General features: G+C 72.3%; 23 protein-coding genes. 12 read left to right on the forward strand and 11 right to left on the reverse strand.

Translation table 11 applies throughout. The annotated features are described in order from the left end of the window. Positions 1–17: 17 nt before the first annotated feature. Positions 18–1,613 carry a methylmalonyl-CoA mutase family protein gene (locus AB0469_RS07130; RefSeq protein WP_366450334.1) on the reverse strand — a complete coding sequence of 532 codons (1,596 nt, stop codon included), beginning with the start codon at positions 1,611–1,613 and terminating at the stop codon, positions 18–20. Between the two features lie 165 nt (positions 1,614–1,778). Here AB0469_RS07130 and AB0469_RS07135 point away from each other — a divergent pair, with 165 nt between their 5' ends. After that, the gene (locus AB0469_RS07135; protein ID WP_366450335.1) at positions 1,779–2,693 is read left to right on the forward strand and encodes a L,D-transpeptidase family protein; all 915 of its coding nucleotides are present in this window, start codon (positions 1,779–1,781) and stop codon (positions 2,691–2,693) included. A 271-nt stretch (positions 2,694–2,964) separates the two neighbouring features. Here AB0469_RS07135 and AB0469_RS07140 read toward each other — a convergent pair whose 3' ends face one another. Together AB0469_RS07140 and AB0469_RS07145 are read right to left on the reverse strand one after the other, a co-directional pair. Continuing rightward, positions 2,965–4,002: a hypothetical protein gene (locus tag AB0469_RS07140; RefSeq protein WP_366450336.1), complete on the reverse strand. Its 1,038-nt coding sequence runs from the start codon at positions 4,000–4,002 to the stop codon at positions 2,965–2,967. Beyond that, positions 4,002–4,721, reverse strand: a complete 720-nt coding sequence (locus tag AB0469_RS07145) for an RNA polymerase sigma factor (protein ID WP_366450490.1) — start codon at positions 4,719–4,721, stop codon at positions 4,002–4,004. The genes AB0469_RS07140 and AB0469_RS07145 overlap by 1 nt, the downstream gene beginning before the upstream one ends. Before the next feature lie 179 nt (positions 4,722–4,900). On the opposite strand from AB0469_RS07145, the gene AB0469_RS07150 reads away from it, so the two are divergent. The 9 genes from AB0469_RS07150 to AB0469_RS07190 all read left to right on the forward strand — a co-directional run bounded on the left by AB0469_RS07150 (position 4,901) and on the right by AB0469_RS07190 (position 12,252). Further along, positions 4,901–5,674, forward strand: a complete 774-nt coding sequence (locus AB0469_RS07150) for a 2-oxo-4-hydroxy-4-carboxy-5-ureidoimidazoline decarboxylase (RefSeq protein WP_366450337.1) — start codon at positions 4,901–4,903, stop codon at positions 5,672–5,674. Positions 5,675–5,826: 152 nt separating this feature from the next. After that, entirely contained in the window at positions 5,827–6,207 is a 381-nt protein-coding gene (gene sdhC / locus AB0469_RS07155) for a succinate dehydrogenase, cytochrome b556 subunit (protein WP_365154448.1), read from the forward strand. A gap of 5 nt (positions 6,208–6,212) precedes the next feature. Beyond that, positions 6,213–6,695 (forward strand): succinate dehydrogenase hydrophobic membrane anchor subunit, encoded by a 483-nt coding sequence (locus AB0469_RS07160; protein ID WP_042810664.1) that lies wholly within the window; start codon positions 6,213–6,215, stop codon positions 6,693–6,695. A gap of 23 nt (positions 6,696–6,718) precedes the next feature. Next, positions 6,719–8,473: a succinate dehydrogenase flavoprotein subunit gene (gene sdhA, locus AB0469_RS07165; RefSeq protein ID WP_366450338.1), complete on the forward strand. Its 1,755-nt coding sequence runs from the start codon at positions 6,719–6,721 to the stop codon at positions 8,471–8,473. Further along, complete coding sequence (locus AB0469_RS07170; RefSeq protein WP_366450339.1) at positions 8,473–9,231, forward strand: succinate dehydrogenase iron-sulfur subunit; 759 nt, start codon at positions 8,473–8,475, stop codon at positions 9,229–9,231. The genes sdhA and AB0469_RS07170 overlap by 1 nt, the downstream gene beginning before the upstream one ends. A 182-nt stretch (positions 9,232–9,413) precedes the next feature. Continuing rightward, positions 9,414–10,559, forward strand: a complete 1,146-nt coding sequence (locus tag AB0469_RS07175; RefSeq protein ID WP_366450340.1) for a serine hydrolase domain-containing protein — start codon at positions 9,414–9,416, stop codon at positions 10,557–10,559. 104 nt (positions 10,560–10,663) lie between these two features. Continuing rightward, the gene (locus tag AB0469_RS07180; RefSeq protein ID WP_366450341.1) at positions 10,664–11,083 is read left to right on the forward strand and encodes a hypothetical protein; all 420 of its coding nucleotides are present in this window, start codon (positions 10,664–10,666) and stop codon (positions 11,081–11,083) included. A gap of 3 nt (positions 11,084–11,086) precedes the next feature. Next, a complete protein-coding gene (locus AB0469_RS07185; protein WP_366450342.1) occupies positions 11,087–11,506 on the forward strand; it encodes a DCC1-like thiol-disulfide oxidoreductase family protein in 420 nt (139 codons plus the stop codon). 11 nt (positions 11,507–11,517) lie between these two features. Next, positions 11,518–12,252, forward strand: coding sequence for a TetR family transcriptional regulator (locus AB0469_RS07190; RefSeq protein ID WP_366450343.1), 735 nt, complete (start codon positions 11,518–11,520; stop codon positions 12,250–12,252). A 116-nt stretch (positions 12,253–12,368) separates the two neighbouring features. Here AB0469_RS07190 and AB0469_RS07195 read toward each other — a convergent pair whose 3' ends face one another. Further along, a complete protein-coding gene (locus AB0469_RS07195; RefSeq protein ID WP_366450344.1) occupies positions 12,369–13,598 on the reverse strand; it encodes an MFS transporter in 1,230 nt (409 codons plus the stop codon). A gap of 109 nt (positions 13,599–13,707) precedes the next feature. Here AB0469_RS07195 and AB0469_RS07200 point away from each other — a divergent pair, with 109 nt between their 5' ends. After that, complete coding sequence (locus AB0469_RS07200) at positions 13,708–14,244, forward strand: MarR family transcriptional regulator (RefSeq protein WP_366450345.1); 537 nt, start codon at positions 13,708–13,710, stop codon at positions 14,242–14,244. Here the strand turns inward: AB0469_RS07200 and AB0469_RS07205 are convergent. From AB0469_RS07205 to AB0469_RS07215, 3 genes are all read right to left on the reverse strand, one after another. Further along, a complete protein-coding gene (locus AB0469_RS07205) occupies positions 14,231–15,790 on the reverse strand; it encodes an ABC transporter substrate-binding protein (protein ID WP_366450491.1) in 1,560 nt (519 codons plus the stop codon). The two genes, AB0469_RS07200 and AB0469_RS07205, sit on opposite strands and share 14 nt — an antisense overlap. A gap of 118 nt (positions 15,791–15,908) precedes the next feature. Then, a complete protein-coding gene (locus AB0469_RS07210; protein ID WP_366450346.1) occupies positions 15,909–17,342 on the reverse strand; it encodes a metallophosphoesterase in 1,434 nt (477 codons plus the stop codon). After that, complete coding sequence (locus tag AB0469_RS07215; RefSeq protein WP_042811438.1) at positions 17,339–17,581, reverse strand: SCO4848 family membrane protein; 243 nt, start codon at positions 17,579–17,581, stop codon at positions 17,339–17,341. The genes AB0469_RS07210 and AB0469_RS07215 overlap by 4 nt, the downstream gene beginning before the upstream one ends. Before the next feature lie 121 nt (positions 17,582–17,702). Between AB0469_RS07215 and AB0469_RS07220 the strand changes: the two genes are divergently transcribed. After that, positions 17,703–18,944 carry a D-alanyl-D-alanine carboxypeptidase gene (locus AB0469_RS07220; protein WP_366450347.1) on the forward strand — a complete coding sequence of 414 codons (1,242 nt, stop codon included), beginning with the start codon at positions 17,703–17,705 and terminating at the stop codon, positions 18,942–18,944. Here AB0469_RS07220 and AB0469_RS07225 read toward each other — a convergent pair. The 4 genes from AB0469_RS07225 to glyA form a co-directional block, all read right to left on the reverse strand. Continuing rightward, complete coding sequence (locus tag AB0469_RS07225) at positions 18,904–19,818, reverse strand: YihY/virulence factor BrkB family protein (RefSeq protein ID WP_366450348.1); 915 nt, start codon at positions 19,816–19,818, stop codon at positions 18,904–18,906. The genes AB0469_RS07220 and AB0469_RS07225 overlap by 41 nt on opposite strands. Positions 19,819–19,988: 170 nt before the next feature. Next, positions 19,989–20,576 (reverse strand): 2'-5' RNA ligase family protein, encoded by a 588-nt coding sequence (locus tag AB0469_RS07230; RefSeq protein ID WP_366450349.1) that lies wholly within the window; start codon positions 20,574–20,576, stop codon positions 19,989–19,991. Positions 20,577–20,701: 125 nt separating this feature from the next. After that, positions 20,702–21,715, reverse strand: coding sequence for a tryptophan--tRNA ligase (gene trpS, locus AB0469_RS07235; protein WP_366450350.1), 1,014 nt, complete (start codon positions 21,713–21,715; stop codon positions 20,702–20,704). A 107-nt stretch (positions 21,716–21,822) separates the two neighbouring features. Further along, positions 21,823–23,091, reverse strand: a complete 1,269-nt coding sequence (gene glyA, locus AB0469_RS07240; RefSeq protein WP_366450351.1) for a serine hydroxymethyltransferase — start codon at positions 23,089–23,091, stop codon at positions 21,823–21,825. Positions 23,092–23,259 lie beyond the last annotated feature (168 nt).

Raw genomic sequence — 23,259 nt, forward strand, 5'->3', positions numbered from 1 at the left:
TGTCATGCCCGTGTGTTTCACGTACCGAGACCCGACGGCTCGTACGTCCCCCAGACCTCCCGCAGCACCCCGCACACCTCCCCGACCGTGGCCCGCGCCCGCAGCGCCTCCTTCATCGGGTACAGCACGTTCTCCTCCGCCCCGGCGGCCGCCTCCCGCAGCTCCTCCAGCGTGGACCGCACCGCCTCCGCGTCCCGCCCGGCCCGCAGCCGGGACAGGGCCTCGCACTGCCGGACCTCGATCCCCGGGTCGACGCGCAGCGGCGCGTACGGCTCCTCCCGGTCCAGCGCGAAGCGGTTGACCCCGACCACGGTCCGCGCCCCGGCCTCCTGCTCCCGTGCGATCCGGTAGGCGTTGGCCTCGATCTCCCCCTTCTGGAACCCGGCCTCGATCGCCGCGACCGCCCCGCCGAGGTCCTCGACCCGCCGCATCAGGGCCAGGGCCGCCTCCTCCAGCTGGTCCGTCATCCGCTCCACGGCGTAGGACCCGGCGAAGGGGTCGGCGGTGTGCGGCACGTCCGTCTCGTACGCCAGCACCTGCTGGGTCCGCAGCGCCAGCCGGGCCGCCTTCTCGGTGGGCAGGGCGATGGCCTCGTCGAAGGAGTTGGTGTGCAGCGACTGGGTGCCGCCGAGGACGGCGGCCAGCGCCTGCACGCCCACCCGTACGAGGTTCAGCTCGGGCTGCTGCGCCGTCAGCTGGACCCCGGCGGTCTGGGTGTGGAAGCGCAGCATCAGCGACCTGGGGTCCTTCGCGCCGAACTGCTCGCGCATGACGCGGGCCCAGATCCGCCGGGCCGCCCGGAACTTGGCCACCTCCTCCAGGAGGGTGGTGCGGGCCACGAAGAAGAAGGACAGGCGGGGGGCGAACTCGTCGACGGCCATCCCGGCGGCGAGCGCGGTCCGGACGTAGGCGATCGCGTCGGCGAGGGTGAAGGCGATCTCCTGGACGGGCGAGGCGCCCGCCTCGGCCATGTGGTAGCCGGAGACGGAGATGGTGTTCCACCGGGGGAGCTCGGCGCGGCAGTAGCGGAAGGTGTCGGCGGTCAGCCGCAGGGAGGGGCCGGGCGGGAAGACGTACGTCCCGCGCGCGATGTACTCCTTCAGGACGTCGTTCTGGATCGTGCCGGTCAGCCGGGCGCCCGCGATGCCCCGCTCCTCGGCGACGAGCTGGTACATCAGGAGCAGCAGGGCGGCCGGGGCGTTGATCGTCATCGAGGTGGAGACGCGGTCGAGGGGGATGTCCTCGAAGAGCACGCGCAGGTCCTCGACGGAGTCGACGGCGACGCCGACCTTGCCGACCTCCCCGGCGGCGAGGGGGGCGTCGGAGTCGTGGCCCATCTGGGTCGGCAGGTCGAAGGCCACGGACAGACCGGTGCCCCCGCCCTCGATGAGGCGGCGGAAGCGGGCGTTGGACTCGGCGGCCGTGCCGAAGCCGGCGTACTGGCGCATGGTCCAGGGCCGGGCCGTGTACATCGCGGGGTGGATGCCCCGGGTGAACGGGTACTCCCCCGGCACCCCGAGGCTGCCCACCGGGTCCCAGCCCGTCAGGTCCTGCGGCCCGTAGACCGGTTCGATCGGGATTCCGCTCTCGGTACGGGCCGTGGGACGGACCATGTCGTGCACCCTCCGTGTCCGTGGAGCCGTCCGGCCCGGGGCCGGTACGGCCGCGCCCGCGACGGCCGCTGGTCACAATGGCGCAACATCCGGGGTTCGTCCGCAACTGTCCACGCCCGTGACGCATCACCCAGATACACGACGACGAATTCCGGGGGAACCGCGATGCACCGACAGAGAGCCGCCATCCGCACGCTCGGCCTTGCCGCCGCCGTCGCGTTCGTCGCGACCGGCTGCGGTCCCCAGCATTCCGGTTCCGCTCCGGCGGCGCCGTCCGCGCCGGTCGCTCCCCCCTCGGCGTCCCCGTCCGGGCAGGACGACAAGCCGGGCGCCCCCTCCCCCGCCGCGTCGCCCTCGCCGTCCTCGTCCCCGTCGTCCTCCCCGTCGGCCCCGCCCTCCTCCCCGGCCCCGGTCCCGGCCCCGCCGTCGGCGTCCGCGGCCCCGGCCGTCAAGCCGGTCATGGTCAACGGCGACGAGAGCGACCAGGTCCGAGAGCTCCAGGCGCGCCTGCGCCAGCTGAAGCTGATGTCGGTGGCGCCCACCGGCTTCTACGGCTCGAAGACGACCGCCGCCGTGAAGGCCTTCCAGTCGCAGCAGGGGCTCGGCGCGACCGGCGCGGTGGACGAGGCCACCTGGCGCGAGCTGCAGGGCCGCAGCAGGAAGCCGACGGAGGAGGAGCTGCGCCCGCCGACCACCAACGAGCCGGCCGCCCCGGACCCGCGCTGCCTCCAGGGCCGGGTGATGTGCATCAGCAAGGAGAGCCGCACCCTCGCCTGGATGATCGACGGCAAGGTGGTCTCCACGATGGACGTGCGCTTCGGCTCGGAGAACACGCCGACCCGCGAGGGCCTGTTCCAGGTGGAGTGGAAGGCGAAGGACTGGACGTCGACGATCTACCACTCGCCGATGCCGTACTCGATGTTCTTCAGCCAGGGCCAGGCGGTGCACTACTCGGCCGACTTCGCGGCCCGCGGCTACGCCGGCGCCTCGCACGGCTGCGTGAACGTCCGGGACAAGCAGAAGCTGGCGGCGCTGTTCGACCAGGTGAAGGTCGGCGACAAGGTCGTCGTCTACTGGTGACGGTGATTCGGTCGACCGATCGGCCGCAGCCGTGGGAGGAGAAGGGGCGCGGGCAGGGCCGGGGGAACGTGCCCCGCCCGCGCCGGGTGCGCAGAGCCCAGGGGTACGGGGGGAACCCCGGCTCTCGCGCGGCCGATGACCAGTCGGCTCGTTCTGTACTGCGTCGGCGGTTCGAAAAGTGTTACTGCCGTTCGCACGGGCCGGCGCGGAAACGTTTCCGCCCTGTGTTTCCGGCTGGTCCGAGCCGCGTCCGCGGGCCGGGTCCCGCCCGTCAGCGGGTGCGGAAGCCCAGCGGGCCGCCCGGGTTCGCCGGCGTCGGCGAGGGGACGACGACGCTGCCCGGGTCGACGGAGCCGCCCTGCGGGGTGCCCGAGCGGGGCGCGTCCAGCAGCGTCGCGCAGAAGCGCGGCACCTTGGCGAGTCCGCCGGCGATGCGGGCGAGGTACTGCTTGCGGTCCTCGGCCAGCTTGTTCGCCAGGTGGTCCCGGCACAGGTCCTCGGGGCGGTCCCTGCCCGACTCCCTGCCGTCCTTGTCGGCGCCGCCGTCGCCGCCGCTGCCGCCGCCGGTCTTGTCGGTGAACGTGTTGCGGGTGCCGTCCGTGCCCGCCGCGCCGCCGCCCCCCGTGCCCGGCGTCGTCGCCGCGCCGGGCGGGCGCGACACGCTGGGGGCGGTGTCCAGGGGGATGCGGGTCTGCCCGCCCGGCGGCAGCGAGAAGCCGGGGCCGAGCGAGGCGAGCCCGCCGCCGCCCTCCGGGGTGGGCCGCAGCAGCGGGACCTCGGGGCTGGGGCCGGCCGTCTCCCCGGCGGGGGTGCGGTCCGAGTCGGCGCTGACCGAGACGGCGGGCGCGGGGCCGGCCGTGAGGTGCACGGCCCGGTCCAGCAGGCCGGTGCCGGCGACGGCGGCGATACCGCCGACCGCGACGCCGGCCAGGGCGGCCGCCAGCCCGAAGCGGGCGGGGGTGCCGTAGCGGCGCTGCGCGGGGATCCGTACGACGGGTATCGGGGCCAGGTCGATGACGGGCTCTTCGGGCGCTCCGGTCCCGGGCGCACCGGGGCGGCCCGCCGCGGCGACCGCCGCCGCGGCCCGTGTCGCGTGCGCCGCGCGGAACGCGGCCACGGCCGCGGCCTCGCCGGGCAGCTCACCGCTTCCCGCGGGCGGCGGGGTCAGGGCGTCGAGGGCGGCGCGCAGCCGCTCGGCCCCGGCGCGGGCACGGGGGTCGGCGCCGGGTCCGACCGGGCCGGCGGCCCGTCCGCGCAGCAGCTCCTCCGCCGTGGCTCCGTCCAGCCACGCCTTGTGCTCGTCGGCCATCACATGTCCTTCTGCGTCCGCCAACGTGAATGCGTCACACCGGTTTGTTCGACGAGGTCCTTGGCCCGTGCCCGCTGCGCCGGTACGGCGTCGAGGTCACGGTCCCGCGCCAGGTCTCCGGCATTATGGCCGACCCGCGCCCGGGTCTCGCCCCCGCCCGCGGGCCCCGACTCGGCGCCCAGCAGTTCGGCGAGCTTCTTCAGCCCCCGGTGGGCCGCCGTACGGACCGCGCCGGGGCGTTTGCCCAGGGTCTCGGCCGCGCTCTTCGCGTCGAGGCCGACGACCACCCGCAGGACGACGGCCTCGGCCTGGTCCTGCGGCAGCTGGGCGATCAGCGCCATGGTGCGGCCCGTGGAGAGGGCCTCCATGGCCTCGCCGTAGGTGTCCGAGTCCGCGGCCCGTCCGGTCAGCTCGGTCTCGTCGCCGCCGACGGCGGGTCTGCGGCCGCGCATGCGGATGTGGTCGAGGGCCCGGTTGCGGGCGATGCGTGCCGCCCAGCCGCGGAAGCGGTCGGCGTCTCCGGTGAAGGAGCCGAGGTCGCGGGCGATCTGCAGCCAGGCCTCGGAGGTCACGTCCTCGGCGTCGCCGTCCCCGACGAGCGTGCGTACGTATCCGAGCAGGCGCGGGTGCACGGCGCGGTACACAGTCCGGAACGCGCTCTCGTCGCCGTCCTGTGCCGCGAGCACCGCGGCGGTCAGCTCCGCGTCGTCCCCCAGCAAAGTCCCCAACCCGTTCGACGTCCTGTACGTGTGGCGCAAATCCGCACGTTACGGCTTTCACGTACCTCTCGTCCACGCGTTGTACAACCAGCAACCAACCCTGCGCGGAGCGAGGTGTGACAGAAAACGCACTCCGGACGCTGACACAGATACGGGCTTGTCGCACGAGCCCGTGACGGATGGCGACCGGGGCCTCTCCTGTGGGGGGTGGCGGCCTCGGTCGCCCTCCCCTCTCTTCGGCCGGTTCACACCGGCCCGGGTGTCATCCTTTCGGCTCACTTCCGGGTGAAAACCCCTTATGCATACGCCACCCCCGCTCCGGGATCGCTAGCGTGGCGGTACACCCGCGCCGCGCCCCGAGGAGAACTCCGCTGTCCAGCCCCCTTCCGGCACAGGTCCGCGGCCCGGTCTCCACTCCGGGCGCCGGGCTGGCGCGGTTCAACGGCCTGCCGCCCGAGCATGCCCGGACGGCCCTGCTGCACTGCTGCGGCAGCGTCCGCTGGGGCCGGCGGGTGGCCGACCACCGCCCCTACCCGGACACCGCCTCCCTGCTGGCGGCGGCCGACGAGGCCGCGTACGACATGTCCCAGGGCGACCTCTCCGAGGCGCTGGCCCGCGAATCCTCCGCGGAGCTCGGCCACGGGGCGCCCTACGCCGCGCTGGTGGCGCTGGACGCGGCCCGGGCCGAGTACGAGCGCACCTTCGGGCACGCCTTCGTTATCTGCCTGGACGGCCACCCGCCGGAGGAGCAGATAAGCCAGCTGCTGGCCTCGATCCGCCGCAGGATGGGTCACGAGATCGACGAGGAGCGCTCGATCGCGGCCGACGAACTGCGGATGGTCGCCCGCTCCCGGCTGCTCGGTCTGCTCGACCGGCTGGCCGCGTCCGGCCGCCAGGACCCGGACGACGGTCTGTCAGCGGCCGATTTCGGCCTATTTGCCCCTGTGGGATAGGCCGTCCGTGCCTGTTTGATCACACCAGTGGACCCCGCGCAAGGGAACCGACGAAGCGTCGCTACGATGTCCGGGGCCGGTGGACCGTACCCGGCCGGGCCCGACCGACAAAGAAGCCGGCTGGCCCCCGCCCCGCTTCCGGAGGGTTTTCCGTGCCGGCTGGAACGTTGTACCGCGGCCGGGAAGGAATGTGGTCCTGGGTGGCTCATCGAGTCACCGGCGTCCTCATTTTCTTCTTCCTGTTCGTACACGTCCTCGACACCGCACTCGTCCGCGTCTCCCCTGAGGCGTACGACGATGTCGTGGCTACCTACAAGACTCCGATCGTCGCGCTGCTGGAGTACGGCCTCGTCGCCGCAATCCTGTTCCACGCGCTCAACGGTCTCCGTGTCATCGCCGTGGACTTCTGGTCCAAGGGCCCCCGCTACCAGAAGCAGATGCTCTGGAGCGTCGTGGGCATCTGGATCGTGCTGATGGTCGGGGCCCTGTACCCCGTCCTCGGCCACGCCTACCGCGTTCTGTTCGGGGAGTGACACGCATGTCTTCTGACACTTCTTCCGCCCAGGCGATCGGCGACGTAGAGGGCGTGTCCCTCTACGACGCCGACAACCCGGCGCCCTACATCGAGGCCCCGCGCAAGCGCACCGGCAAGACCCCGCGCTCGACCCGCGGCAACTTCGAGATGGCCGCGTGGCTCTTCATGCGCCTCTCGGGCATCGTGCTGGTCGTCCTGGTCATCGGCCACCTCCTGATCCAGCTGGTGCTGGACGGCGGCGTCTCCAAGGTCGGCTTCGCCTTCGTCGCCGGCCGCTGGGCTTCCCCGTTCTGGCAGGTCTGGGACCTGCTGATGCTGTGGCTGGCCATGCTGCACGGCGCCAACGGCCTGCGTACCGTCATCAACGACTACGCGGAGCGCGCCAACACGCGGCTGTGGCTGAAGGGCCTGCTCTACACCGCCACGGTGTTCACCATCCTTCTGGGCACGCTGGTGATCTTCACCTTCGACCCGAACATCCGCTAGGCAACGGGGCTGAGGCGAATCAAATGAAGATCCACAAGTACGACACCGTCATCGTCGGCGCCGGTGGCGCGGGCATGCGCGCCGCCATCGAGGCGACGAAGCGCAGCCGCACCGCCGTGCTGACGAAGCTCTACCCCACCCGCTCCCACACGGGCGCCGCGCAGGGCGGCATGGCCGCCGCGCTGGCCAACGTGGAGGACGACAACTGGGAGTGGCACACCTTCGACACGGTCAAGGGCGGTGACTACCTGGTCGACCAGGACGCCGCCGAGATCCTGGCGAAGGAGGCCATCGACGCGGTCCTCGACCTCGAGAAGATGGGCCTGCCGTTCAACCGCACCCCGGACGGCACCATCGACCAGCGCCGCTTCGGCGGTCACTCCCGCAACCACGGCGAGGCGCCGGTCCGCCGGTCCTGCTACGCCGCGGACCGCACCGGCCACATGATCCTCCAGACGCTGTACCAGAACTGCGTCAAGGAGGGCGTGGAGTTCTTCAACGAGTTCTACGTCCTGGACCAGCTGCTGGTCGAGGAGGACGGCGTCAAGAAGTCCGCGGGTGTGGTCGCGTACGAGCTCGCCACCGGCGAGATCCACGTCTTCCAGGCCAAGGCGGTCATCTACGCCTCCGGCGGCACCGGCAAGTTCTTCAAGGTGACCTCCAACGCGCACACCCTGACGGGTGACGGCCAGGCGGCCTGCTACCGCCGCGGCCTGCCGCTGGAGGACATGGAGTTCTTCCAGTTCCACCCGACGGGCATCTGGCGCATGGGCATCCTGCTGACGGAGGGCGCCCGTGGTGAGGGCGGCATCCTCCGCAACAAGGACGGCGAGCGCTTCATGGAGAAGTACGCGCCGGTCATGAAGGACCTCGCGTCCCGTGACGTCGTCTCGCGCTCCATCTACACCGAGATCCGCGAGGGCCGCGGCTGCGGTCCGGCCGGCGACCACGTGTACCTGGACCTGACGCACCTCCCGCCGGAGCAGCTCGACGCGAAGCTCCCGGACATCACGGAGTTCGCGCGCACCTACCTCGGCATCGAGCCCTACACGGACCCGATCCCGATCCAGCCCACCGCGCACTACGCCATGGGCGGCATCCCGACCAACGTCGAGGGTGAGGTCCTGGCGGACAACACCACCGTCGTCCCGGGCCTGTACGCGGCCGGCGAGGTCGCGTGCGTGTCGGTGCACGGCGCCAACCGCCTGGGCACCAACTCGCTGCTGGACATCAACGTCTTCGGCAAGCGCTCGGGCATCGCGGCGGCCGAGTACGCGGCGAAGCACGACTTCGTCGAGCTGCCGGAGAACCCGGCGCAGCAGGTCGCCGAGCTGGTCGAGCAGCTGCGCAACTCCACGGGCAAGGAGCGGGTCGCCGACCTGCGCCTGGAGCTCCAGGAGACGATGGACGCGTGCGTGATGGTGTTCCGCACGGAGCAGACCATCAAGACCGCGGTCGAGAAGATCGCGGAGCTGCGCGAGCGCTACAAGAACGTGTCCGTCCAGGACAAGGGCAAGCGCTTCAACACGGACCTGCTGGAGGCCATCGAGCTGGGCAACCTGCTCGACCTGGCCGAGGTCATGGCCGTGTCCGCCCTCGCGCGCAAGGAGTCCCGCGGCGGTCACTACCGCGAGGACTACCCGAACCGCGACGACGTCAACTTCATGCGCCACACCATGGCGTACCGCGAGGTCGGCGCCGACGGCAAGGACTCCGTCCGCCTGGACTACAAGCCCGTCGTCGTCACCCGCTACCAGCCGATGGAGCGTAAGTACTGATGGCTACCCCGACCCTCGACAAGGTGGAGTCCGAGGCCGCGGCCTCGCACAACATCACGGTCACCTTCCGGATCCGCCGCTACAACCCCGAGGTCTCGGCCGAGGCGGAGTGGCAGGACTTCCAGATCGAGATCGACCCGAAGGAGCGCGTGCTCGACGGTCTCCACAAGATCAAGTGGGACCTCGACGGCACGCTGACCTTCCGCCGCTCGTGCGCGCACGGCATCTGCGGCTCCGACGCGATGCGGATCAACGGCAAGAACAGGCTCGCCTGCAAGACGCTGATCAAGGACATCAACCCGGAGAAGCCCATCACCGTCGAGGCCATCAAGGGCCTCACGGTGATGAAGGACCTCGTGGTCGACATGGAGCCCTTCTTCCAGGCGTACCGGGACGTCATGCCGTTCCTGGTCACCAAGGGCAACGAGCCGACGCGCGAGCGCCTGCAGTCCGCCGAGGACCGCGAGCGCTTCGACGACACCACCAAGTGCATCCTGTGCGCCGCGTGCACGTCCTCGTGCCCGGTGTTCTGGAACGACGGCCAGTACTTCGGCCCGGCGGCGATCGTCAACGCCCACCGCTTCATCTTCGACTCGCGTGACGAGGCCGGCGAGCAGCGGCTGGAGATCCTGAACGACAAGGACGGCGTGTGGCGCTGCCGCACGACCTTCAACTGCACCGACGCGTGCCCGCGCGGCATCGAGGTCACGAAGGCGATCCAGGAAGTCAAGCGCGCCCTGATCACGCGCCGCTTCTGATCCCTCCCGTCCGGACCCGAGGCCCGCACCCCTTCCGGGGGTGCGGGCCTCGGGCGTTGCCGGGGACGGGCCCGGCGCCGCCGCGGCCGTCACTCCCCCGGTGGTTCCGGCGCGACGCCCGCGGGGGACGGGGCTAGCCTCCGAAGCGGGAGGCGAACTCCTCCGACCCGCAGGGAGGCCCCGTGCGCCGCCGTTCCGCGAAGCCCGCTCTGCTGCTGCTCCCGCTGGTGCTCGGCGCCTCGCTGCTGTCCGGCTGCGGGACCCCCGCCGAGGGCGACGAGCCGGACTGCCCGGCCGGACAGGTCTCCCGGGGCGGGTCCTGCCTCCCCGGGGACACCGCCGGCTTCGCCCGGCGCCAGGTCGACGCCTCGCTGGCGAAGTACCGGCTGACCGCGTCCATGGCCGGGGTGTGGGCCGGCGGGTCCATGACCGGTGTGCCCGCCACCCCGGACATGCGCCTGCGCAACGGAGCGGTCGCCATCCCCTATCTGACGACCGTCCTGCTCAAGCTCGTCGACGAGGGCAGGGTCTCCCTCGACGACAGCATCTCCCGCTGGCGCCCCGAGCTGCCGCACGCGGACTCGGTCACCCTGCGGATGCTGGCCTCCACCACCTCCGGCTACGCCGACTACGTACGGGACCCGGCGTTCATCGCCGCCCTGTACGCGAACCCGTTCCGGCACTGGACGCCGGAGGAGCTCGTCCGGATGTCCGTGGACAAGCCCCTGGTGCGGCCGCCGGGCTCGGGCTTCGCCTACTCGCACGCCAACTGGCAGATCCTGGGCGACATCATCGGCAGGGTGCGGGGCAGGCCGCTGGCCGAGGTGATGCGCGAGGAGATCATCAGGCCGCTGGGGCTGACCGGGACCGCCAACCCGTCCACCGCCGAGATCCCCCCGCCGGTCCTGCACGCCTTCGACAACGAGCGCAAGGTCTTCGAGGACTCCACGTACTGGGACCCGTCCTGGACGCTCGCGCCGGGGGCGGTGATGACGTCCACCATGGCCGACATGGCGAAGTCCTTCGCGGCCATCGGCGAGGGCAGGCTGCTGACCCCGGAGTCCCACAAGGCGCAGCTCACCCCGGTCTCGACGGTCGCGCCGGGCACCTCGTACGCCCTGGGGCTGGTCGTGCAGGACGACTGGATCCTGCAGAACCCGTCCTTCGCCGGGTACGCGGCGACCGTGGCCTACCTGCCGGCGAAGAAGCTCGCGATCGCGACGGTGTCCACCCAGGGCCGGGGCAGCACGGTGCAGAACCCGAGCACGGACGTCCTGGTCGCCCTCGCCAACCACCTCGCCCCGGACCACCCCCTGAAACTCCGCTGATCCGGTCCCGTCCGACAGCCCGCCAACCAGGTATTGAACATGTTCAGAAGAAGGTCTACAGTCGTGGACGTCAGCAGTTGAACACGTTCAAAGGGGCTGGGGCAATGGACCTCACCGTGGTCGCGTACGTCATCTACCTGCTCATCAGCATCGGACTGACCGTCTGGGTGGCCCGTACCCTCAGCCGCAACGGGCGGGTCTTCATCGCCGACGTGCTCCAGGGCAACGAGAAGCTCGCCGACGCGGTCAACCACCTCCTGGTCGTCGGGTTCTACCTCGTGAACATCGGCTTCGTGACCCTCTACCTGCGCTCGGGCGAGACCATCCTCGAAGCGCGCGGGCTGTTCGAGGCGCTGTCGGTGAAGCTCGGCGTCGTCCTGCTGGTGCTCGGCGTCATGCACCTCGGCAACGTCTGGGTGCTGAACCGGATGCGCCGCCGCGGGATCATGGAGCGGCAGGCCCCGCAGATGCCGCAGATGCCGCCGGTGCCCCCGCAGGGGTGGACCGCGCCGGCCGGGGCCTGAGCCGTGGAGCAGACCGCTGTCCGGAGCCTGACCGTCCTGTACGACCGGGACTGCCCGGTGTGCGTACACATCCGGAACTGGCTGGTCAGGCAGCCGCAGCTGGTCCCGCTGCGGATGGTGGCGGCCGCGTCGCGCGAGGCCTGGCGGCGCTTCCCCCGACTGGCGCACGCCCAGACCCTCCGCGAGATCACCGTGATCGGGGACCGGGGGCAGGTGTGGCGGGGCACGGACGCCTTCATCGTCTGCCTGTGGGCCCTCGCCGGCCACCGGGCGAAGGCAGACTGGCTGGCCACCCCGGCCGGCCGGCCCTTCGCGAAGGCGGCCATGCACACGGCCGCCGCCGTCCGGCACGCGGTACGGACCAAGTCCGGGGCGGAGCCCGGGGAACCGGCCTGTGACGAGCAGTGCTCCACCTCCCGATAAGGTCGGACACCGTGACAGATCAGAAGGCTCCCAAGAGCGAGCAGACCCGCACGCTCATCCTCGAGACCGCGCTCCGGCTGTTCCAGGAGCGCGGGTTCGACAAGACGACCATGCGGGCCATCGCCAAGGAGGCCGGGGTCTCGGTCGGCAACGCCTACTACTACTTCGAGTCGAAGGAGCACCTGGTCCAGGGGTTCTACGACCGGATCAGCGCGGCCCACCAGGCCGCGGTCCGGCCGATCCTGGACCGGGAGACCGACCTCCAGAAGCGGCTCGCCGGGGTGCTGACGAGCTGGCTCGACATCGCGGCGCCCTACCACGAGTTCGCCTCGCAGTTCTTCAAGAACGCGGCGGACCCGGAGAGTCCGCTCAGCCCCTTCTCCCCGGAGTCGGAGCCGGCGCGGCAGGCGGCCATCAGCATCCACCGAGAGGTCCTCGCCGGGGCGAAGACCAAGGTCCCGGACGAACTGGCGGACGTCCTGCCGGAGCTGATGTGGCTCTCGCAGATGGGCCTGGTCCTGTACTGGGTCTTCGACCGTTCGCCGGAGAGCGAGAAGACCCGCCGGCTCGCCGAGCGCGGCGCGCAGCTGACCACCCGGGGCATCGTGCTGGCCCGGTTCCGGGTACTGCGGCCGCTGGTGCGCGAGGTGCACGAGCTGTTCGCGGACTTCCTGCCGGGCATGGCCCAGACGGCGGTGTCGCGGGGCGGGAAACGCGCTTCCGACCCGAGGCCCGAGGAAGGCTGAGCGGGGGCCCGGGAAGGGCCGGGCGGGACGACGGGAACGGCCGGGAGGGCCGGGGGCGCGACGGCCCCCGGCCCTCCCGGCCGTTCCGCGGCCGGCCGCCGCCGGCCGGATCGGGCTCAGGAGCCGAGGACGAGGAGCGTGGCGACCGCGGGGCCGAAGGCTCCGCCGAGCTGGTAGCAGAGGGTGAACAGGCCGATGGCGCTCGGCCGGTGGGCCTCGTCGGGGGCGGAGGCCACGGCGTGGGTCGACAGGACGCCGTTGGCGGCGGTCGCGGTGAACACGCCCACCCCGGTGGCCACCACCAGCAGCGGGCCGGAGGAGGCGAGGATCCCGGTGAGCGCGGCGGCGGCCCCCGCCGCGACGAGCACCGTACGGACGGCCGCGCGGCCCATCCGGGCCGAGGCGGCGGCGAGCAGCCAGGACAGGGCGGATCCGGCGAGCAGGGCGACCAGCTGCCAGGCCCCGGCGGAGGCGGCGTCCCACCCGGCGCGGTCGGCGAGCAGCCGGGGCGCCGAGAAGAGCAGGGTGAAGTAGGAGGCCGACAGGGCCAGCGCGAGCAGCGCCGAGACCACGAACACGGGCCGGCGCAGCAGCGCGACGGGCACGAACCCGTCGGGGCGGCGGCGTACGTGCAGGGCGAGCAGGACGGCGGCGGCGAGGGCGGCGCCCAGGGCGGCGAGCGGCTGGGTCGGCAGGAGTACGAGGGCGGTGGCGAGCCCGGTCAGCAGGGCGGCGCCGCGTGCGTCGAAGCGGCCCGCGGGGGCGGGTGCCCCGCCGCCGGCGCGGCGCAGGACGACGGGCACGGCCAGCAGGGAGACCGCCTGGACGGCGAGCGCGAGCCGCCAGGAGGCGCCGTCCGCGAGGGCACGGCCCAGCAGCGGCCCGGACGCGCCGAGCATGCCGAAGCCCGCGCTGATCACACCCATCCGGCGGGCGGATCCGGCGAGGCTCATCGCCGCCGCCACCAGCCCGGCACCGCCGGCGGCCTGGGCGCAGCGGCCGATCAGGGTGAGCGGGAGCCAGGGCGAGGCGGCGACGAGCAGGGTGCCGGCCAGGACGAGGGCGGTGGCCAGCCGCAGGACCGCGGCCAGGCCCCGGCGGCGCAGGAGCCCGGCGATCAGCGGGGTGCCGACGGCCATGGCCCAGCCGAAGGCGGTGAGCAGCCAGGCGGCGGTGCCGTCGGCCACCCCGAGGGAGCGGGCCATGTCCGGGAGGATCAGCACCGGCGCGTTGGCTCCGGCGGCGATGGGGGTGGCCAGCAGCGCGAGCCAGAGGACCGGGACGGGGCCCCGGGAGGCGCTCCCGGTGGCCCTGGTGCTGCCGGTGGTGGCGGTGGTGACCGTCATGGATGACCCACTCCCCTTCACGTCTCAACCTTGACAATCTCAACGTTGAGATAAAAACAGGCAGACCCCTTCAACGTCAAGTGTCTTAACGTTGAGGTATTCTCGGGGTATGGAAGAGGCCCGTGAAGACCAGGACATGGTGGCCGCCGTCGTCGGCCAGTGGGAGAGGGAGCGCCCCGACCTCACGGAGGCGATGTGGCCCGTCGAGGTGCTGGCCCGGATCCAGCGCATGAACCGGACCATCGACAAGCACCTCAAGACCTTCACCGCCGAACACGGCCTGGAGGTGGGCGAGTTCGACGTACTGGTCACCCTGCGCCGGTCGGGCCCGCCGTACGCGCTGACCGCGGGCGCGCTGATCCCGGCCGCCATGGTGACCTCGGGCGCGATCACCAACCGGATCGACCGCCTGGAGGCCAAGGGGCTGGTCGAACGGGTCCGCGACGGCGCCGACCGCCGCTCGGTGCGGATCCGCCTGACCGACAGGGGTCACACCCTGGCCGACTCCGTCATCGAGGAGCACCTGGCCCAGTACGCGCGGCTACTGGCCCCGCTGGACCGCGCGGACTGCGACGCACTGGCCGCCGCCCTGCGCACGCTGCTGGTGGCCCACGGGGACACCCTCGCGCCGCCTAGAGCCAGTTGAGCTCCCACAGGCGCCATACGCCCGTGCCGTCGGAGAGGTACTGGAGGCCGGTGACGGCCTCGCGGGAGAGGACGTAGTCCTTCTTCTGCCAGATCGGCAGCATCGGGATCTGCTGCGAGACCACCCGCTGGAGCTCGCGGAAGTCGGTGGCGGCCTCGGCGCGGTTCTGGAAGGACTGGGTGCGGGCGATGAGGTCGTCGACGGCCTTGTCGGAGAAGCCGTTGTTCATGCTGGAGTCCTTGCCGACCAGCGGGGCGAGGAAGTTGTCCGCGTCCGGGAAGTCGGCGATCCAGCCGATCGTGTAGGCGTCGAACTCACCCGCCGCGTAGGCCTTCTGGAAGTCCTCCCAGGCCTCGACCGCCTTGATCTTCAGCTGGAACAGGCCGGTCGACTCCAGCTGCCGCTTGATCTCCTCGGCCTCGGCCAGGTTCGGGCCGCGCGTGTTGACCCCGAGGGTGACGGAGACCGGCGTGGCGACGCCCGCGTCCGCGAGGAGCTTGCGGGCCGTCGTGCCGTTGGGTGCGGGGTAGGTGTCGAAGAACGGCGTGCTGTGCCCGGCGATCCCGGCCGGGACGAGCGAGTAGAGCGGGGTGACCGTGCCCTTGTGGACGTCGGTGGCGATCTTCGACCGGTCCAGTGCGGCGGCCACGGCCTGGCGGACGGCCGGCTTCTGGACCGTCGAGCCGGGGCGCACGTTGAAGACGATGTGGCGCGCCTCCGTACCGCCCGAGGTCTGGTAGCGGGTGTCCTTCAGGCCGGGGTTGAGGCCCGCGAGCACCGCCGGGGGCATGTCCCGGTGGGCGACCTCGATCTGGTGGTCGCGCCAGGCCTGGTCCAGCTGGGCGGAGTCCTTGAAGTAGCGCACGGTGACCGAGGCGTTGGCGGGCCTGGCCTGGCCCCGGTACGCCGGGTTGGGCTTGAGCTCGGCGGTCGTACGGGCCTTGTAGCCGGTCAGGGTGAAGGGGCCCGTGCCGTCGGCCTTGCCGTCCTCGCGCAGCGCCTTGGCCGGGTAGCGCTCCTTGTCCACGATCGAGGCGGCACCCGTCGCGATCTTGAAGGGGAAGGTGGCGTCGGGGGCGGAGAGGGCGAAGGTGACCGTGCGCCCCTCGGCCTTGACCGACTCCAGGGTGTTGAAGAGCGGGGCCGGGCCCTGGTCGGAGTTGATCTGCTTGATGCGGTCGAAGGAGAACTTCACGTCCTCGGCGGTGACCTGGCGGCCGCCGGCGAAGGTGAGGTCGGAGCGCAGCTCGCACCGGTAGGCGGTCAGCTTCTGCCCGACGAACGCGCAGGAGGACGCGGCGTCCGGGACCGGGGTGTCGGAGCCGGGCTTGATGGTCAGCAGCGACTGGTAGACGTTGCTGTACAGCGCCCAGGAGCCGGCGTCGTAGGCGCCCGCCGGGTCCAGTGCGGAGACGACGTCGGTGGTCCCGACACGGATCGCGCCGTGCTGCTCGCCGCCCACGGGCAGCAGCTGCCAGGCGGCCACTCCGCCCGCCACGGCGAGGACCAGACCCGCCGCGACCGCCTTCGAGCGGACAGACCCCATCCCCATGCCCCCGACCCCCCGGAATGCGAAAGACCTATCCGACTATCGGACGGCCGTCGGCCACCCAATCACGGAAATCCAGCCACGGGAAGAGTCGCGATGCCCTGGTCGGGCAGGGTCACGCCTGGTATGAGGCGAGTTCGACGACCGTGATGTCGGAGGGCGCGCCGACCCGGACCGGCGGCCCCCAGGCGCCCGCGCCCCGGGACACGTACAGCTGGGTGTCCCCGTAGCGTTCCAGGCCCGCGACGGTCGGGTTGGCGAGTTCGGCGAGGTAGTTGCCGGGCCAGAGCTGGCCGCCGTGGGTGTGGCCGGAGAGCTGGAGGTCCACGCCGTGGCGGACGGCCTCGTCGATCACGACCGGCTGGTGGGCGAGGAGCACGGAGGTGCGGGAGCGGTCGCGGTCGCCGAGCGCCGCCCGGAAGTCGGGGCCCTTGCCCTCCTTCTCCCCCTGGACGTCGTTGACGCCGGCGAGGTCGAAGTGGGGCAGCTCGCGGCGGGCGTTCTCCAGGGGGGTCAGGCCGAGTTCGCGGACGTGGTCGACCCACTGCTGGGCGCCCGAGAAGTACTCGTGGTTGCCGGTGACGAAGAAGGCGCCGTGGCGGGCGCGCAGTTCGCGCAGGGGTTCGGCGGCGGGGCCGAGGTCGTGGACGTCGCCGTCGACCAGGTCCCCGACGACGGCGATGAGGTCGGGCTGGGTGCGGTTGACGGTGTCGACGATGCGCCGGGTGTGGGCGCGGCCGAGGATCGGGCCGAGGTGGACGTCGCTGACGACGGCGATCCTGAAGCCGTGCGCGGCGCGGGGCAGCTTGGCGAGGGGCACCTGCACCCGCTTGACGCGCGGCCCGCGCAGGACTCCGTAGGTCCCGGTCCCGACCGTCAGCCCGGCGGCGGCGACGGCGGCCCCGCCGAGCGTCCGTGCGACGAACACCCTCCGGCTGGGCCCGCCGGGCCCGTCGCGGTCCGGAGCCGGGACGTCGGCCTCGGGCGCCGCTGCGGGTGCGGGGTCCTGCAGGGCCGTTCCCTTGCCCGCCCCTTCCCGCACCCCGGGCTCCGGGTCGGCCTCGGGCTGCCGACCGGCCGAACCCGCCTGGGCACCGGACCCGCGCCCGGTGTCGCCGGCCGGCTCCGCCGAGGACCCCGTGGCCGGGTCGGCCGTGCGCGCGGGACCCGCGGGCACGTGGGCCGTCCCCGGGCCGCCCTCCCCCGAGCCGGCCCGGGCGACCGTGCTCCGGGCCGGTCGGCGCAGCCACAGGCGGCGGACCGGTTCCGCCACCAGCATCGCCAGCGTCAGGTACAGCAGGACCGCGAGCCACATGAAGCCGGGCCAGGCCACCAGCCGCTGGAGCCAGAACGGGGCGCCGGCGCGGCCCGCCGTCAGGGCGGCCAGCGACAGCAGCGGCAGCGCGAACGCCAGCACCGTCCCGGTGCGCCGCGCGGCCCCGCCCGGGCGGGTGGTGTCGCGGACCAGCCGCACCCACAGCCACCGATGGACCAGCCCCAGCAGCGCCAGGACCGCGACGACGGCCACAATCACCACAAACACGGTCATCGTGATGCGCGCCGCAGTACGAGGAGGCTGCGCAACCCGATGACACCGACGGCCGTCCCCAGGAGGAAGGACGTCACCGCGAGGAGGAGGTGGACCCAGAAGTAAGCCGTGGGCCGACCGTCATCGAAAGCCAGACCGCTGGCGTCATTGAAGAGGTTCTTGACGAACGTGGACCAGATCACCCAGGACCAAGCTCCGAACGCTGCGAGGAACCAGGACGCGGTGCGGCTGAGTTTCATGTCCCCAGTATCGGATTCGTCCCCGGGACGGACGCGGCGGGGTGGGCCGTACCGGGGGAGGTTCTCCCCCGTTGGCCGGTCCCGGACGCCGGGCAGTCCATCGGCATGTACGTTCACCTGCGTGTCTGCCAAGAAGACCGCACTGACGGTCCTTTCCGCCGCGCTGCTGGTACCGGCGGTGCTCGCCCCGTCCTCGACCGCGCACGCCGCGCCGACGCCGCCGGGGGACGGGAAGGGGAAGACGCAGGCCCCGGTGGCGCCCGCACCGCCCCCGTCGATGTCCACGGTCGGCGGCGCCCGGCTCGGCCAGCCCGGCACCCAGGTGAACCTGCTGCCCGGCGCGCCCGCACTCCCCGCGAACCTCAGCGGCCGTTCCTGGATCGTGGCGGACGCCGAGACCGGCGAGGTGCTCGCGGCCCACAACGCCCACTGGCGGCTGCCCCCGGCCTCCACCATGAAGATGCTCTTCGCCGACACCGTGCTGCCCGCCCTCCCCAAGGACCGGGTGCACCACGTCACCAACGAGGACATGGACGGCGTCGGCCCGGGCAGCAGCCTGGTCGGCGTCAAGGAGGACCACGACTACTCCGTCCACGACCTGTGGCTGGGGGTGTTCCTGCGCTCCGGGAACGACGCGGTGCACGTACTTTCGGCCATGAACGGCGGCGTCGAGAAGACCGTCAAGGACATGCAGGCGCACGCCGAGGAGCTCCAGGCCCTGGACACCCACGTGGTCTCGCCGGACGGGTACGACGCCCCGGAACAGGTGTCGAGCGCGTACGACCTCACGCTCATCGCCCGCTCCGGGCTCCAGAAGCAGGACTTCCGCGAGTACTGCGGCACGGCCGAGGCCCGGTTCCCGGGCCGCCAGGAGGCGGGCAGGCCGCGCGAGTACTTCGAGATCCAGAACACCAACCGGCTGATGACCGGCGCCGGCGGCATCACCCCGTACAAGGGCATCGCCGGGGTGAAGAACGGCAACACGACCATGGCCGGCTCGACCTTCACCGGCGCGGCCCAGCGGGGGAACAAGAAGCTGCTGGTCACGGTGATGAACCCGGACCACGGCGGGCTCAACTCGGTCTACGAGGAGACCGCCGGCCTCTTCGACTGGGGCTTCGCCGCCCTCGGCAAGGTCAAGCCGGTCGGCGAGCTGGTGCCCCCGAAGAGCGCGGACACCAGGCCCTTCGGCTCCCCCGCCCAGACCCACGCGAACACCCCCGCGGCGGCCGGCCCGCCCGCGGGCGGGGGCAGCGGCCTCGGCACGGCGCTCGGCATCGCGGGCGGGGCGCTGGCGGTGGTCGCGGGCGGTGCCTTCGTGGTCAACCGCCGCTGGCCGCGCGGCCGCCGGAGCCAGGGGTAGCCGTTTCCTCCTGCTGCCCCTCCCCGTCGTCGCGGGCTGCGGTCCAGGCGGCGCAGAACAGGAGCAGCTTCGCCGTGAAGTTGATCCACAGCAGCAGGGCGATCGGCACGCCGAAGGCCCCGTACATGCTCTTGCCGGCGACCCCCCGCATGTAGCCGCTGAGCAGCAGTTTCAGGAGTTCGAAGCCGGCGGCGCCGATCAGCGCGGCCTGGAGGAGGCGGCCGCGCGACGGCTCGACGCCGGGCAGCAGGGTCAGCAGGTAGAGCAGGAGCAGGAAGGCCGCCAGGACGCCGACGAGGAAGGCGCCGGAGCGCAGCAGGGCCCCGCCCGCGCCCTCGCGCGGGATGCCGAGGACCGCCGCGGACTTGCCGACCGCGCTGGACCCGATGGTCGACGCGGCGGCCGAGGCCAGGGCGGCGCCGCCGAGGCCGAGCAGGACGAGGGCGTCCTTGCCCTTCCGGACGATCGGGTTGCCCAGGTCCTCGTCGTCCTTCTCCCACACCGCGCGCAGGCAGTCGCGCATCTGGCCGACCCAGCTGATGCCGGTGAGGAGCAGGAGCGCGCCGGCGACGAGGCCGACGGCCCCCGCGTTGGCGACGAGGCCGGGGAGGTCGAGCTGGTCGGAGATGCCGGGGACCTGCTCGGCGAGACGCTTCTGGAGCTCGTCGAGCTGCTCCTGGCTGAGCAGTGCGGCGCCGACGGCGGCGGCGAGGGTGATCAGCGGGAAGAGCGCCAGGAAGCTGATGAAGGTGATCGCGGCGGCGAGCCGGGACCAGTGCACGCGTTCGAGGCGCTCGTACGAACGCCAGGCGTGGGTGCGCAGGACGGCCGACACGAGCGGGCCGATCACCGGGAGTTTCTTCAGCCAGTCCATGGGGGCCACCGTAATTGAGCTGCCGGAAATAGCCGATATTGCCGCTTTCGGGCATTACGGTCGTCGATTGTGACTTTTCGCCCTGTGTCGTCCCGACCGTTCCATGCCCTGGCGCTGAGGAGGCTCCGCTTCCACACCCTCCGTGCGGTCCGGGGCCTGCGGCGGGCGCGTCAGGACCGTCGTATGGCGGTGTCCGCGGCGGCCGGGCCCGACTGTGCGGGGACGGCGGTCGCGGCGGTGCCGAAGGGGTGCTCGCGCAGCTTGCGCCAGACCCCGTCCGAGCCCTGCTCGTAGAGGGCGAAGCCCTCGCAGTGCCAGCCGGCGGCGTAGTCGGCGAGCTCGGTGAAGGCCCGGTCCATCGCCTCTTCGGAGATCCCGTGCGCGACCGTGACGTGCGGGTGGTACGGGAAGGCCAGCTCGCGGCTGAGCGGCCCCTCGGGGTCGCGGATGCGGCCCTGCAGGCTGGTGCAGCCCTCGATCCCCTCGGCGAGCCGGACGAAGACGACCGGCGACAGGGGCCGGAAGCTGCCCGTCCCCTCCAGGCGCATCGCGAAGGAGGGGAAGGACCGCGCGACCTCCGCGAGGTGCGCGCGGATCGCCGGCAGCCGGCCGGCCTCCACCTCGGTGGGCGGCACGAGGGTGACGTGCGTGGGGATGCCGTGCGCGGCGGCGTCCCCGAAGCCGGCGCGCAGCTGCTGGAGCTGGCTGCCGTACGGCTCCGGGACCGCGATCGAAACGCCGAGCGTGACGGTCCCCACGTGATCTCCTCCGCGCGTGTTGGTGAGTGGTCGCGTCGATGTGGTCGCATCGACGGGCGTCGCAACGGGTGCTGCCGCCTCAGTGTGGCGGCAGCACCCCCTCGGCCGCCAGGGGCCTCGGTCCGTCAGTGCTTGGCGGGCACGAAACCGATCCGGTCGTAGGCCTGCGCCAGGGTCTCCGCGGCGACCGCCCGCGCCTTCTCCGCGCCCTTGGCCAGCACGGCGTCCAGGGTCTCCGGGTCGTCCAGGAACTCCTGCGTGCGCTGCCGGAAGGGTGTGACGAAATCGACCATCACTCCGGCGAGGTCGGTCTTGAGCGCGCCGTAGCCCTTGCCCTCGTACGCGGCCTCCAGGGCGGGGATCGACTCGCCCGTGAGGGTGGAGTAGATCGTGAGCAGGTTGCTGACGCCGGGCTTCTTCTCGGCGTCGAAGCGGATCTCGGCCTCGGTGTCGGTGACCGCGCTCTTGATCTTCTTCTCGGTGGCCTTGGGCTCGTCGAGGAGGCTGATCAGACCCTTGGGGGAGGACGCGGACTTCGACATCTTGATCGCCGGGTCCTGGAGGTCGTAGATCTTCGCGACCTCCTTGACGATGTGCGCGGCGGGGAGGGTGAAGGTCCGGCCGTAGCGGTGGTTGAACCGCTCGGCGAGGTCGCGGGTCAGCTCCACGTGCTGGCGCTGGTCCTCGCCGACGGGGACGGCGTTCGCCTGGTAGAGCAGGATGTCGGCGACCTGGAGGATCGGGTACGTGAACAGGCCGACGCTGGCGCTGTTGACCCCGCCCTTGGCGGACTTGTCCTTGAACTGGGTCATCCGGCTGGCCTCGCCGAAGCCGGTGATGCAGTTCATGACCCAGGCGAGCTGGGCGTGCTCCGGGACGTGGCTCTGGATGAAGAGCGTGCAGCGCTCGGGGTCCAGGCCGGCGGCGAGGAGCTGCGCGGCGGAGAGGCGGGTGTTCGCGCGGAGGTCCTTGGGATCCTGCGGCATGGTGATCGCGTGCAGGTCGACGACCATGTAGAAGGCGTCGTGCGTCTCCTGGAGGGCGACGTACTGGCGGATCGCTCCGAGGTAGTTCCCGAGGTGGAACGAACCGGAGGTGGGCTGGATGCCGGAGAGCGCGCGAGGACGATCAGAAGCCATGGGTCCATTCTCTCAGGTAACGGCGCGGTCTCGGGCCATGCTCCCGGACCCGGGGCCCGGTCGTCGGCGGGGGCCGGTGCCCGCCCCCGCCGACGACCGGGACGGGCCTAGGCCAGCGGGAGGCCGGGGGCCGGGTGGGCGGACAGGAGCTCCGCCACCTCCGCGCGGATCTTCGCCAGGGCCGGCTCGTCGGACGCGGACGCGGCGTCCACCGCGCGGGAGATCCAGTCGGCGACCGCCGGCATGTGCTCCGTGGTCAGCCCGCGGGAGGTCAGGGACGGCGTCCCGATGCGGATGCCCGACGGGTCGAACGGCTTGCGCGGGTCGAACGGGACCGTGTTGTAGTTCACCACGATGCCCGCGCGGTCCAGCGCCTTGGCCGCCACCTTGCCCGGCACCCCGCGCGAGGTGAGGTCCATCAGGATCAGGTGGTTGTCCGTGCCGCCCGAGACGAGGTCGAAGCCCCGCTCCAGCAGCGCCGCGGCCAGCGCCTTGGCGTTGGCGACGACCGCGTGGGCGTAGGCGGTGAAGGAGGGCTGGGCCGCCTCGTGCAGGGCCACCGCGATGCCCGCCGTCGTCTGGTTGTGCGGGCCGCCCTGGAGGCCGGGGAAGACCGCCTTGTCGATGGCCTTCGCGTGCTCCTCCGTGCACATCAGCATCGCGCCGCGCGGTCCGCGCAGGGTCTTGTGGGTCGTCGTGGAGACCACGTCGGCGTACGGGACCGGCGAGGGGTGGGCGCCGCCCGCGATGAGGCCCGCGATGTGGGCGACGTCCGCGACCAGGATCGAGCCCGCCTCCTTCGCGATCGAGGCGAAGGCCTCGAAGTCGATCGTGCGGGGCAGGGCGGTGCCGCCGCAGAAGAGGATCTTCGGGCGCTCCGCCAGGGCCAGGTCGCGCACCGCGTCGTAGTCGATCAGGCCGTCCTCGGCGCGCACGCCGTACTGGACGCCGCGGAACCAGGAGCCCGTCGCCGAGACGCCCCAGCCGTGCGTGAGGTGCCCGCCCATCGGCAGGGCCATGCCCATGACGGTGTCGCCGGGCTTCGCGAAGGCCAGGTAGACGGCCAGGTTCGCCGGGGATCCGGAGTAGGGCTGGACGTTCGCGTGCTCCGCGCCGAACAGGCCCTTGGCCCGCTCGACCGCCAGGGCCTCGATGCGGTCGATGTTCTGCTGGCCCTCGTAGTAGCGGCGGCCCGGGTAGCCCTCGCTGTACTTGTTCTGCAGGACCGTCCCGGAGGCCTCCAGGACCGCCGCGGAGACGTAGTTCTCGCTGGGGATCAGGCGCAGGGTCTCGGCCTGGAGGGTCTCCTCGGCGGAGACGAGCGAGGCGAGTTCGGGGTCGGTGGCGAGCAGGGCGGGCTGGCGGTGCGCGGTCATCGCGGCTCCTCCGGGGTCGATGTCGGTTCTCGTCCCCGCGAGGCCCAGGCGAGCGGCCCTGTCTGCGGTCGTGCGCGCACGACTCCCCCGGAGTTGGTTCCCCGTACGCCAGTCGCCGTGCGTACCGAACACCTTAGCGGGCGCGGCGCCCCGGAGGTTTCCGCGTCC

The organism is Streptomyces sp. NPDC093801 (assembly GCF_040701585.1).
GTDB lineage: Bacteria > Actinomycetota > Actinomycetes > Streptomycetales > Streptomycetaceae > Streptomyces.